Annotated in this window: 12 protein-coding genes; 7 read left to right on the forward strand and 5 right to left on the reverse strand. The window is 71.7% G+C overall.

Translation table 11 applies throughout. From position 1 onward, the window contains the following. Window positions 1-21 precede the first annotated feature (21 nt). Window positions 22-870 (forward strand): class II fructose-bisphosphate aldolase, encoded by an 849-nt coding sequence (locus QMK28_RS04560; protein WP_326435669.1) that lies wholly within the window; start codon window positions 22-24, stop codon window positions 868-870. A 200-nt stretch (window positions 871-1,070) separates the two neighbouring features. On the opposite strand, the gene QMK28_RS04565 is transcribed toward QMK28_RS04560, so the two are convergent. Both QMK28_RS04565 and cdgB read right to left on the reverse strand, forming a co-directional pair. Then, window positions 1,071-2,087 (reverse strand): CBM35 domain-containing protein, encoded by a 1,017-nt coding sequence (locus QMK28_RS04565; RefSeq protein WP_326435670.1) that lies wholly within the window; start codon window positions 2,085-2,087, stop codon window positions 1,071-1,073. 312 nt (window positions 2,088-2,399) lie between these two features. Then, window positions 2,400-4,133, reverse strand: a complete 1,734-nt coding sequence (cdgB, locus tag QMK28_RS04570) for a diguanylate cyclase CdgB (protein WP_326435671.1) — start codon at window positions 4,131-4,133, stop codon at window positions 2,400-2,402. 293 nt (window positions 4,134-4,426) lie between these two features. Here cdgB and QMK28_RS04575 point away from each other — a divergent pair, with 293 nt between their 5' ends. Next, entirely contained in the window at window positions 4,427-5,017 is a 591-nt protein-coding gene (locus QMK28_RS04575) for a flavin reductase family protein (protein WP_443050535.1), read from the forward strand. A gap of 49 nt (window positions 5,018-5,066) precedes the next feature. Here QMK28_RS04575 and arfB read toward each other — a convergent pair whose 3' ends face one another. Continuing rightward, on the reverse strand, window positions 5,067-5,504 hold the full coding sequence (gene arfB / locus QMK28_RS04580) for an alternative ribosome rescue aminoacyl-tRNA hydrolase ArfB (protein WP_326435672.1): 438 nt from the start codon (window positions 5,502-5,504) through the stop codon (window positions 5,067-5,069). 253 nt (window positions 5,505-5,757) lie between these two features. Here arfB and QMK28_RS04585 point away from each other — a divergent pair, with 253 nt between their 5' ends. Together QMK28_RS04585 and QMK28_RS04590 are read left to right on the forward strand one after the other, a co-directional pair. Beyond that, complete coding sequence (locus QMK28_RS04585; protein WP_326435673.1) at window positions 5,758-6,333, forward strand: TerD family protein; 576 nt, start codon at window positions 5,758-5,760, stop codon at window positions 6,331-6,333. A 220-nt stretch (window positions 6,334-6,553) separates the two neighbouring features. Beyond that, window positions 6,554-7,051 (forward strand): pyridoxamine 5'-phosphate oxidase family protein, encoded by a 498-nt coding sequence (locus QMK28_RS04590; protein ID WP_326435674.1) that lies wholly within the window; start codon window positions 6,554-6,556, stop codon window positions 7,049-7,051. A 139-nt stretch (window positions 7,052-7,190) separates the two neighbouring features. Here QMK28_RS04590 and QMK28_RS04595 read toward each other — a convergent pair whose 3' ends face one another. Next, window positions 7,191-7,748: a GlcG/HbpS family heme-binding protein gene (locus QMK28_RS04595; protein ID WP_326435782.1), complete on the reverse strand. Its 558-nt coding sequence runs from the start codon at window positions 7,746-7,748 to the stop codon at window positions 7,191-7,193. Between the two features lie 440 nt (window positions 7,749-8,188). Between QMK28_RS04595 and QMK28_RS04600 the strand changes: the two genes are divergently transcribed. The 3 genes from QMK28_RS04600 (at window position 8,189) to QMK28_RS04610 (ending at window position 11,119) form a co-directional block, all read left to right on the forward strand. Then, on the forward strand, window positions 8,189-9,667 hold the full coding sequence (locus QMK28_RS04600; protein ID WP_326435783.1) for a sensor histidine kinase: 1,479 nt from the start codon (window positions 8,189-8,191) through the stop codon (window positions 9,665-9,667). Continuing rightward, on the forward strand, window positions 9,667-10,353 hold the full coding sequence (locus tag QMK28_RS04605; protein ID WP_443050542.1) for a response regulator: 687 nt from the start codon (window positions 9,667-9,669) through the stop codon (window positions 10,351-10,353). Before QMK28_RS04600 ends, QMK28_RS04605 begins: the two co-directional genes overlap by 1 nt. Window positions 10,354-10,621: 268 nt before the next feature. Continuing rightward, a complete protein-coding gene (locus tag QMK28_RS04610; RefSeq protein WP_326435784.1) occupies window positions 10,622-11,119 on the forward strand; it encodes a hypothetical protein in 498 nt (165 codons plus the stop codon). Window positions 11,120-11,249: 130 nt separating this feature from the next. On the opposite strand, the gene QMK28_RS04615 is transcribed toward QMK28_RS04610, so the two are convergent. Continuing rightward, on the reverse strand, window positions 11,250-11,936 hold the full coding sequence (locus QMK28_RS04615; RefSeq protein ID WP_326435676.1) for a pentapeptide repeat-containing protein: 687 nt from the start codon (window positions 11,934-11,936) through the stop codon (window positions 11,250-11,252). Between the last annotated feature and the right edge of the window lie 77 nt (window positions 11,937-12,013).

The raw sequence follows: 12,013 nt of genomic DNA on the forward strand, positions 1-12,013 counted from the left end.
ACCCAGAGGCAGAGGCCCCGCATGCCACTCGTCAGCACCGCCGAACTCATCACCGCCGCCCGTGAGGCGGGCCTCGGCATCGCCGCGTTCAACGTCATCACGCTGGAGCACGCCGAGGCGATCGCCGCCGCCGCCGAGCTGACCGGGCGTCCGGCGATCCTGCAGATCTCCGAGAACGCCGTGAAGTTCCACGGCGGACGGCTCGCCCCGATCGCCGCCGCGGCGGCGGCCGTCGCCGGTTCCTCCGACGCCCGGCTCGCGCTGCACCTGGACCACGTGGAGAGCTTCGACCTGCTGCGCGCGGCCCACCCGGCGGGGTTCAGCTCGGCGATGTTCGACGCCTCGAAGCTGTCCTACGGCGAGAACGTCAAGGCCACCGCCGAAGCCGCGCGCTGGGCGCACGAGCACGGCATCTGGCTGGAGGCCGAGCTGGGCAAGGTCGGCGGCAAGGAGGGCGAAGCGCCGCTGGACGCGCACACTCCGGGCGTACGGACCGACCCGGCCGAGGCAGCGGCCTACGTCGCCGACACGGGCGTGGACGCGCTCGCGGTCGCGGTGGGCAGCTCACACGCGATGACGGAGCGCACCGCCGCCCTCGACCACGCGCTGATCAGCGAACTCCGCGCCGCGGTGCCGGTGCCGCTGGTGCTGCACGGCTCGTCGGGCGTGCCGGACGAGGAGATCCGGCGGGCGATAGCGGCCGGCATGGTGAAGATCAACGTCGGCACGGCGCTGAACACGGCCTTCACAGGGGCGGTCCGCGCCTTCCTCGACGCGGAGCCTTCGGCGGTGGACCCGCGTAAGTACCTCGCGCCGGCGCGGGAGGCCATGGCGGAGACGGTCGCGCGGTTTCAGCGGGTGGTCGGGTAGGGCGGTGGTCGGGTAGGGCGGTGACCGGGTGTCCTCAATCTCCCCCAGACTCCGTCCGGGAGGTGCCCCCACCCCAGACTCCGTCCGGGAGGTGCCCCCACCCCAGACTCCGTCCGGGGTGCCCCAACAGGCTGAGTTTTCAGCCTGTTGGGCGCTTGCGTACCTGTTGGGCCTGCTTACCCGTTGAGCGACTGCGTACCTCAGGACCCGCCCGGCTTCTCCAGCCAAACCTGGTCAAGGTTCACATCACACTTGTTACCGGTCTCACACGACAGCTTGATCGTGTTGGTGCCCTTGTTGAGCTGGACGAGGGACCACGTGTTGGTCCAGCCCTTGTCCCACTCGCCCGCCTTCGCACCCGTGAAGTTCCCCATGTTCACCGGCTTGGTGTTGGGCTTCCCGTTGACCGACAGGGTGAGGTCGCCGTCCTTGCCCGGCACCCCGTAGGTGACGCGCATCTTGTACTGACCGGCCCGGTCGACGTCCGCGGACCAGATCGCCGCGCTGCCGACCGTGTTCAGGCCGCCGACGTACGTGCCGCCGTTGGCCTTCGCGCCGGGCACGTCCTTGCCGGTGGCCGCAGCGCCTTCGAGCCGCATGGTGGCCGCGTCCGCCTTGGGCAGCTTGCCCGCGGGGGCCTTGGTGGCCTTCGGGTCCTCGCTGGGCTTGTCCTTGACGCCGCCGGCGGGCCCACCGGACTGCTGCGCCTGGTCGTCCTTGCCGTTGTCGTCGGCGTTGGAGATCATCGCGATGCCGATCCCCACGACGACCACCGCGACGACCGACAGAGCGCCGATCAGCAGGCCCTTGCTGTTGGGCCCGCGCCCGCCGCCACGGCTGTTGCCGCCGTTGCCCGGCTGCCCGGGGCCGCCGGGCTGGGGTGCCGGACCGCCGTACTGCGCGTTGGCCTGCTGCTGCCCGTACTGCGGCGGCTGCTGGCCGTGGGTCTGGCCCTGCTGGGGGACCTGCTGGCCGTACGCGCCCTGGCCCTGCTGCTGCCCGTACTGCCGCTCGCCGACCCGGCTGACCTGGTTGTACGAGGTCCGGGGGACCCCGGGCTGGGGGGTCGAGGGTCCGGGATAGCCGTAGCCGCCCCTGCCGCCCGTGGCTCCGCCGCCCGTGGATCCGTCCTCGGGGGCGCCGCCCTCCTGGTGGTACAGATAGGCGAACGGATCGTCGTTCTCGGGCGTGCCCGTGCCGTTGTTGCCGGCGGTCATCCCCTGTCACTCCCCACTGCATCTGGCCTGCGCGCGAATGCGCTCAGACAGCTCCTATCAGGACCGGGTCGGCCCACGAACCGGATGTGCTGTCCGGACGGCCAAAATTCATGATCGATTCACTGTCGGCGATCCCGCCGATCGGGCGAGCCTACCGCGACAGGACCAGCGCCCGTGGCGACCGGGCTCCGGCTGATTCCGTGGGGAAGCCGCACGGAATCCACACGGAATCCGCAGCGGAGCCGTCGCGAATCCGCAGTCGATCTTCCGGGAACCCGGGCCGGGACCCCCAGCCCGCGGGCCGGGATCGCGCTAGCCCGCGCGCCGGTGCGCCTTCGATCTGGACCGCTTCTCGACGTACATCCGCTGGTCAGCCGATTGCAGCACCTCTTCGGCCGACATCCCGCAGCCCGCCCAGCCGATGCCGAAGCTCGCGCCGACCCGGACCGCCCTGCCGTCCACCCGGATCGGCGGGATGATCGCGTTGCGCAGCCGTACCGCCAGGTCCTGGGCGTCCGCCCGGCCGAGGCCGTCCGCCAGCACGACGAATTCGTCACCCCCGAGCCGCGCGACGGTGTCACCGTCCCGTACGCCGCCGGTGAGCCGCCGGGCGACCTCGATGAGAACCGCGTCACCCGTGTGGTGCCCGAACCTGTCGTTGATCGACTTGAAGCCGTCGAGGTCGCAGAAGAGCACCGCGAGGCCCTTCGCGCCGTCGTCCACGTCACCCTCGGGCGCGACGGTGTGCACATGCTCATACGCGGCGGACGCCGGCGGCGGCATGCCCGTGCTCTCGCCGCCGAAGGTGCCCGCGACCCCGAAGCCGTCGATGCCGTCCAGGCCGGAGAGCCCGTCCAGGCCGTCGACGCGGAAGCCGTGCTCGTCCGTCTCCAGCCCGGTCATGACCCCGTACGGCAGGGTCGCGTCGCCGCCCGCCTGAGCACCGTTCGGAGCGCCGTCGGGGCGGGCGCACAGCCGGCTGCTGAGCCGGGCGCGCAGCTCCGCGCTGTTCGGCAGGCCGGTGAGCGAGTCGTGGCTCGCGCGGTGCGCGAGCTGGAGTTCGTGCCGCTTGCGCTCCTCGATGTCCTCGACGTGGGTGAGCAGGAAGCGCGGCCCGTCTGCCGTGTCGGCGACGACGGAGTTGCGCAGCGAGACCCAGACGTACGAGCCGTCCCGGCGCGCGAGCCGCAGCTCGGCCCGGCCGCCCTCGGCGGAGGTGCGCAGCAGGGTGCCTATGTCCTCGGGGTGGACGAGGTCGGAGAAGGAGTAACGGCGCATTACGGAGGCGGGGCGGCCGAGCAGCCGGCACAGCGCGTCGTTGGTGCGGTGCAGCCGGCCGTGCTGGTCGCCGCCCATCTCGGCGATGGCCATGCCGCTGGGCGCGTACTCGAAGGCCTGGCGAAAGCTTTCCTCGCTGGCGCGCAGGGCCTGCTGGTCGCGTTCCAGCCGGACCAGGGCGCGCTGCATGTTCGCGCGTAGACGGGCGTTGCTGATCGCGATGGCGGCCTGGAAGGCGTACATCTGGAGCGCTTCCTGGCCCCAGGCGCCGGGGCGGCGGCCGTTGCTCGGCTTGTCGACGGTGAGCACGCCGAGCAGTTCACCGCCGGAGGCCCCCGAGGCGTACATGGGGGCGAGCAGCCGGTCCATCGGGTGCCACTCGTCGGCGAAGCGGGGCGCGGGGCCGGTGCTGTGCCACTGCGGGACGTCGTCACCGTCGAGCACCCAGCCCTCGGTGTGCGGGATGAAGCGCAGTTCGCCCCAGCCTTCGCCCATACCCAGGCGCCGTTCCCACGAATCGCGCGAGCCGACCCGGCCTGCCATCAGCGCCTCGGCGCCGGGGCTGCCGGCGACGGCCGCGACGACGAGGTCGCCGTCCGGCCGTACGAGGTTCACGGCGGACAGTTCGAACCCGAGACCGGCTATGACGCCGTCCGCGACGGTTTGCAAGGTGTCGGCAAGGCTCCGGGCTGTATTGAGGTCCGCGACCACCGCATGCAGCTGCCGAAGGGTCGCAAGGCGGACGTACGGCTCCGACTCGGTCTCCATCGCTCGCTGCTCCCCTGAGACCTCGACAGCACTCCTGGCTTCTTTATCGTCCGATTGCCACGGCCACTGAATCACAGCGAGCTGTTCACTCGGTACACAGGGTCAACAATTACTGCCCGCTGTGACTCAAGTCACATAAGGTGATGAACGGAGGTCTGGCGTTCGTGGGAGCGCTCCTGCACTTAATCAACGCAAATTCCGGCGACACGGGCGAACTCCGCCGTCAGACCTACGACGTACCTGGTCCCAGCGCCCGATGCGAACACCGGTGGCACGGCGTTAGCGTTCACGACGTGTTGCAGAAGACTCCCTCCCCACGCGAAGAGACCGCCCCCGAGCGGGCCGCCGCCACGGCCACCCGCAGGCTGCCCCATGCTGATGGGGTGAGCAACGACGAGTTCCGCGACGCGATGTCACGCCTGACCGCCGGCGTGGTGCTGGTGAGCGCGCACGATCCGGAGGACGGACCGCGCGGCGAGGACGTCGGAATGACCGCGACCGCGTTTCTCTCCGTATCCCTCGACCCGCCGCTCGTGATGGTGAGCGTTCGCAACGACTCGCGGATGGACGACCTGTTGGAGCGACAGCCGCTCTGGGCGGTTTCGGTACTGTCGGAGAGTCAGCGGCATGTCGCGGGACGCTTCGCGATGAAGGGCCGGATCAGCGACCGGCTGCTCTTCGCGGACCTCGCGTACCACCGCGGCGAGGCTTCCGGGGCGCCGCTGGTGGGCGGTTCGCTGTCGATCCTGGAGTGCAGGACCGAGCAACGGGTGGTGGCCGGGGATCACACGCTGGTCATCGGCCGGGTGCTCACGGCGTCGAACCCGAGCCCGGACGGCGAGCCGCTGGCGTACTTCAGGGGGAAGTACCGGCGGCTGGGGTGACGGGGGGCCGGGGGGGCGGGCGGCTGGACGGGGGCTCGGCCGGCCGCGCTCAGCCCCAGTCGCTGCCGTTGCGGCCGCGCTTGGTGTCGCTGCGGGCCTTCTTGTTGCGCAGCCTGCGCTCGTTGATGCCGCGCGGGATCTTCCGCTTCACCCGTGCCTTGGGCGGCGGCGCCGTCGCCTCGGTGAGCAGCGCGAGCAGCCGCACCGTCGCCGTCTCCCGGTTCCGCCACTGCGAGCGGTGCTCGGAGGAGCGTACGGACACCACCCCGCCGACCAGCCGGCCCGCGAGCCGCTCCAGAGCGCGGTCCTTCCAGACCTGCGGCAACGCTTCGGTCTTCGCGAGGTCGAAGCGGAGTTCGACCTGACTGTCGGTGGTGTTGACGTGCTGCCCGCCCGGTCCGGACGAGCGCGAGAAACGCCACATGAGCTCGGCCTCCGGGATGGAGACCGAACCGCGGATGACATAGGGCCCGGACATGGCCCCCATGATCCCGCCTGGGAGGGGTGCCCGTCACCCCCTTATTGGCGCGGCCCGCCCGAGGGGGGCTCGCCACTGCCCCGAGGCGGGCTCGCGCTGGGCTCGCATTGGTTGCACCCGTCCCGCACCGGGGTGAAGAAAGTCTCGGGTAAAGAAAGTAAAGAGACCAGGAACCCTGCCGTCCCCCATCGGCGTTATGGAGGGTGACGGTAGCTTCGTGCGCAGTACGAAGCCCGACACGACACTTAGAAGGGGACATCCCATGGCTGTAAGCCTGTCCAAGGGCGGCAACGTCTCGCTCACCAAGGAGGCCCCGGGCCTGACCGCCGTCACGGTCGGCCTCGGCTGGGACGTCCGCACCACCACTGGCACGGACTTCGACCTCGACGCGAGCGCCATCGCTGTCAACCCGAGCGGCCAGGTCTACTCCGACGGCCACTTCGTGTTCTTCAACAACAAGGCCACGCCGGACCAGACCATCGTGCACACCGGTGACAACAAGACCGGTGCCGGCGAGGGCGACGACGAGCAGATCAACGTCAACCTCGCGGGCCTGCCCGCCGACGTCGAGAAGATCGTCTTCCCGGTCTCCATCTACGACGCCGAAGCTCGCAGCCAGAACTTCGGCCAGGTGCGCAACGCCTACATCCGCATCCTCAACCAGGCCGGCGGCGCCGAGATCGCGCGCTACGACCTGAGCGAGGACGCCGCCACCGAGACCGCCATGGTCTTCGGCGAGCTGTACCGCAACGGTGCGGAGTGGAAGTTCCGCGCCGTGGGCCAGGGCTACGCCTCCGGCCTCACCGGCATCGCGTCGGACTTCGGCGTCAGCGTCTGAGTCGGTACGTGACACGGTGATACGTGACACGTGAGCGGTGATGCGCTGACGTAGCGGTACGAACGTCCGCGCATCCCACGCACACACGTGTACGGCTACACGTGTACGGCGGCGGCATCCTTTGGGTGCCGCCGCCGTCGTCTGCGGCGCGTGCGTCATCGCTGCCACGCCGCCGGGAAACCCGACAGAAGGTGTCGGGTATCAGCGGCAGCATGGAGACATGAAAACCAGCAGTTGGGCGGAGTTCGAGGTCGCGGAGCCCGCACTCGCCAAGACCGTTCAAGCACGCTTCCAGCAGTTCAAGCACCACGTCCTCGCCACGCTCCGCGCCGACGGCTCGCCTCGCGTCACCGGTCTGGAAGTGGACTTCCGCTTCGGCGAGATCTGGCTCGGCATGATGCCCAGCTCGCGCAAGGCCCTGGACCTGCGGCGCGACCCGCGCTGTTCGCTCCAGGCCAACCCCGGCCCGGACACCGACATGGCGGGCGGCGACGTCCGGCTCAGCGGCCGGGCCGTCGAGGTGACCGACCCGGAGGCGATCGCCCGCTTCGTCGAGGCGGTCAAGCCGCCGGAGCCGTTCCATCTGTTCCGGGTCGAACTGACCGAGGTGGTCCGCACACACGTCGACGGCATGGCCCTCGTCGTGACCGCCTGGCACCCCGACCGCCCGGTGACGACGACCCGCCGGGGAAGCGGCGACCCGGCGGCGGCCTCCTAGCGCACCAGCCGTCCAGAGCGGCGCGGGCGAGCGAGGGCGGGGCGGTACGGGCCCAGGCGGTGCGGGCCATGGGTGGTGCAGGCCATGGGTGGTGCAGGCCATGGGTGGTGCGGGCGGCAGGCATCCCGCACCCAGGCCGCTACTTGCCGAGCGCGGCGACCCCCGCCTTGGCGAACTTCTCGTCCAGGTCGCCGCTCGGCGCACCCGCGACGCCGATGCCCGCGACCGGCGCGCCCTTCGCCTGCACCGGAGCGCCGCCGGCCAGGAACAGCGTGCCGGGGATGTCCTTCAGGTTCGGGGTCTGGTCGAGCCGCTTGACCAGCTCCGAGGTCGGCGCGTTCCAGGACACGGCGGTGAACGCCTTCTTCTCGGCCGACTCCTGCGACTGCGGGCCGGAGCCGTCGCCCTTGAGCAGCACGCGGGTCACGCCGTTGCGGTCGACGACGGCGACGGAGACCTTCTGGCCGTCCTTCGCGGCGGCGTCGAGCGTGGCCCGCGCGGCCTTGGTCGCGGCGTCGACGGTCAGGCCGGTGGACTGGGTGAGGTTCTTGTCGCTCGCGTCGGCCTTGACAGCGGTCCGCTGCTCGGCAGCCGGGGCGGCGGCGGTGGCGGAGACGGCTCCGAAGGTACCCGCGCCCAGAACAGCCACTGCGGCGGCACCGGTCAGGACACGAGCGCGGACGGACAGGGCGGACAGGACGGGCAGCTTCTTGATGTTCTTCACGGTGATGGCTCCTCGCCGGGTTCCGGGTGATGGTCGGCCGGTTCGTTCGTCCTGCCGATCTGTCTCCATCCTCAGCTCGCCCCAGGCCCTGCGGGGTCCTCGGACCGGCCCCTCCGGCCAGGCATGATGGTTGACAAGGGCGTCAACCGATCAGCTGATGCGGGGTGCGATCCGCGCGGGTTAGGACTGACAGGAGCAACCAGCGCAGCGAGGAGACGAGCGGCAAGACGGAGGAGACGTACGTGCAGAGCGGAAGACCGCGAGGGGGTCCGACGGGGCGGCCTGGGCAGTCCGAGGAGAGCCGTGAGCAGCCGCAGGAGATCGGGGCTGTGACCGCTGGGGCCGAGAACGCCGGGCCCATAGCCGCCACATCCGCAGCCGCCGACCCCGACGCCCGGTGGCTGGGCCCAGTGATGCACGCCGCGTTCTTCCTGCTCCTGGGCGCCTCCCTCGCCCGCTTCCTGCTCCGGCATCCGGGCGAGGCCCGCACGCCGTGGATCATCGCGCTGAGCATCACGCTGGCGCTGCTGTACGTACTCGGCCCGGCGCTCGGCCCGTCACCCGGCCGGGACCTCGCGCCGGGTCGCGTCCAGCGTCGCCGTACGAGGCCGACCGTCGCGCTCGGCGGGTGGCTCGGCGCCGTGGTGGCTGTGTGGATGGTGCTGGTGGTGCTCGCGCCGAGCTTCGCGTGGTGCGCCGTGCCGCTGTTCTACACGGGGCTGCGCACACTGCCGCCGCGTGCGGCGATCGCGCTGGTCACCGTGCTCACCGCGTTCGTGGTCGTCGCCCAGCTCCGGCTCGCCACCGGCTTCGACCCCAACCTGCTGCTCGCGCCGCCCGCCGTCGCCGCCATCGCCACCGCCGTCTTCGTCCATATGCAACGCCAGGCCGCCCGGCAGCGCCGGCTGATCGACGACCTGATCCGCACCCGCCGCGAACTGGCCGCCACCGAACGCCGCGAGGGGACGCTCGCCGAGCGGCAGCGGCTCTCGATGGAGATCCACGACACGGTGGCCCAGGGCCTGTCCAGCCAGCAGATGCTGTTGCAAGCGGCGGACCGCACCTGGGAGTCGGACCCGTCGGCGGCCCGTCGGCACGTCCGTACGGCGACCGACATCGCCGCACGCGGGCTCGCCCAGGCCCGCCGCTTCGTGCACGACCTGGCACCGCCGGAGTTCGACGGCGGGGTGCCGTTGGAGGACGCGTTGCGCGGGCTCGCCGGACGGGAGTCCCGCGAGTCCCCTGCCGAGGGCCGGACGGGCGGCGGGCCGGCGCTCGCGGTGCGGTTCCACCGGGAGGGGGCCGCCATCGCGCTCCCCCAGCGGGTGCGGTCCGCGCTGCTGCGCATCGCACAGGGCGCGCTCGCGAACGTACGGGAGCACGCGGGGGCGTCGACGGCCGCGCTCACCCTCACGTACCTCGACGATCAGGTCGTCCTCGACATCGCGGACGACGGCTGCGGCTTCACCCCGGACAGCGCGTACGGCAGCGGCGCCGGGGCCGGCCCCGGCGCCGGGGCCGTACGTGGGCATGGGCTGCCCGCGATGCGGGCCCGGGTCCGGCAGCTGGGCGGCACGCTGACCGTCGAGTCCGCACCCGGCGAGGGCGCCGTGCTGTCGGCGGCGGTGCCGCTCGCGGAGGCGCAGGCGGTGCGGACCGAGCAGGCCACCCGACCCGTGCACCCCGTACAGCCGCCGCAACCCGCCCAGCCCACACCATCCACCCAGCCCACACCATCCACCCGACCCGTACAGCCGCCACACCCCGTACAGGCCCCCCAGCCCGGCGATCCACTGCCTGCCGCCCCTGCCCCGGAGCGGTCCGCCACCCCCGAGAACCCCGAGAACCCCGCAGACGGTCGTCAAGGCCACGACCACGAGGAGCCCAGATGATGTCGCCCACCCCGGCTGCCGGCCCGGAAGGCACCCACAGCGGGCAAGGCACACCCGGCGGGGAGCCGGTCCGCATCCTGCTCTGCGACGACCACGCCGTCGTACGGGCGGGGCTGCTCGCGCTGCTCGGCAGCGCGCCCGGGATCGAGGTGGTGGGCGAGGCGGGCAACGGCGAGGAGGCGGTCGCGACGGCGGAGAAACTGCGGCCGGACGTGGTCCTGATGGACCTCCAGCTCGGCGCGGGCATCGACGGCATCGAGGCCACCCGCCGGATCGCCGCGATGCGGGACGGCCCGTACGTCCTCGTACTGACCACGTACGACACCGACGCGGACATCACCCGCGCCATCGAGGCGGGAGCCACCGGCTACCTCCTCAAGGCGGAGCAGCCCGAGGAGCTGTTCGCCGCGATCCGGGCCGCCGCCCAGGGCCGCACCGCGCTGTCCCCGCCCGTCGCGAGCCGCGTCATGGCACAGATGCGCAACCCGCGCCCCACCCTCACCGAGCGGGAGACGGACATCCTGGGGCAGCTGTCGCAGGGGCTGGGCAACCGGGAGATCGCGCGTGCGCTGTTCATCAGCGAGGCCACGGTCAAGACCCACCTGGGCAGGATCTACGACAAGCTCGCCGTCGACACCCGGGCGGGCGCGGTCGCGGTCGCGAAGGAGCGGCGGTTGCTGCCGTAGGGGGATGCGGCCGTAGCGGGATGCTGCGGTTCAGCGGGGAGGGGTGCGCGGGCAGCAGCCCGGAATCTCGCGTTGGCCGGCCTCCGCCGTGGGCCGGGCCTGAGCGGAGCCGGGTCCTATGCCGGGCCGCAGGGCCATCGCCGACACCGCCCGCCGAGCCGGGCACCGAGCCCGGCGGTCCGGCCGGCGGACCGCCGACCACCGAACGCGGTCATCGCCCGCCGAACGCGGTCATCGCAAGGACAGCTCCCATGACACCATCGACAGCGTGATCGACCTCGGCTACTCGCTCTCCCGCCGCTTCCCGGACCCGACCCAGACGGACTACCGGACGACGGACGTGCGCACTCTGCGCCACGACCTCTTCTGCGGCGACGTCTACATCGCCGACACCAAGGCGGACCGGGAGCTGTCCACAGCCTGGGGATGGGTGCCGGTGCTCGACTTCGCGTGGGCGATGTGCGACATCGTCGAGCAGCTCGACAAGGACCCGCGCGGCAACCGCTCGCACCGGCCGCAGCACGCCGAGCTGGACTTCACCGAGTCGTCGGACTGCCTGCTCTTCGACCGCCGCTTCGGCTTCGTGGACATCACCGCCGACTGGCAGTACACCGACGAGCCGCCGCTGACCTTCCAGCACGGCGCGCTGCGCCGCGAGGCCCGCGATTTCCTGCACGATCTGATCGCCGACCTCACGGACCTGCACGACGGGCTGGAGGACAACCCGGTGCTGTGGGAACTCCAGGCGCGCTTCCCCCGCATCTGAAGCGCATCTGAAGCCGCTCCCCCGGCCGCCGACCTTCCGGCACCGCTCCCCCGGCCGCCGACCTTCCGGCGCCGCTCCCCCGGCCGCCGATCTTCCGACAGCCGCTCCCCCGGCCGCTCAAGCCCCGCCCTCAAGCCCCGTTCTCCACCACCCGCACTCCGATCTGCGCCGCGAAAGCCGGTGCCAGGTCGATGAGCTGGGACGGGCTGATCACCGCTCCCGCCAGCTGGTCCACGCCCCGCGCGATGTCGAGCTGGGCCGCGTGGCGCAGGTCCACGTCCGTTATGCGCGTGTTGCTGAAATCCGCCTGCCGCAGCGTGCAGTCCACGAAGGAGACCCGCTCCATCGTGGCTCCGGCGAAGTCCGGTTCCACCAGGACGCAGCTCTCAAAGACCACGTCCTTGAGCTTCGCCTGCCGCAGGTTCAAGAAGTCGATCTTCCCGCCGCGCACCACGACGCGCTCCAGCACCGCCCCGTGCAACTGCACCCCGCCGAGCCGCGCGTCCAGCAGCTCCACATCGCGCAGGGCCGCCTCCGCCAGGTTCGTGCCGACGCCCCGTACGCCCTCCAGCACCGAATCGACGAACCGGGCCCGGCTCAGCCGGGTCTCGTCGAGCGCGCAGCGGTAGAGGCCGCAGTCCATGAACCGGGCGCCGCGTCCCTCCTGGCCGACGAAGTCGAGGTCCGTGAACTCCAGCCCGTCGTAGTCCCCCGACGCCTCCAGCCCGCCGCCCTCGTACGCCGTCAGCTGCGGCAGCCTCACCTCCGGCCGCCGGGGTGCCCGCACCGTGTTCGCGCCCTGCTTCGCCTTCGCCATCGCCATCGCTTTCCGTACTTCGTACTTCACTCAGCCGCCGGCTTCACTCAGCCGCACCGACGCCCCGGCACGACCGC

The organism is Streptomyces sp. H27-D2 (assembly GCF_035828615.1).
GTDB lineage: Bacteria > Actinomycetota > Actinomycetes > Streptomycetales > Streptomycetaceae > Streptomyces.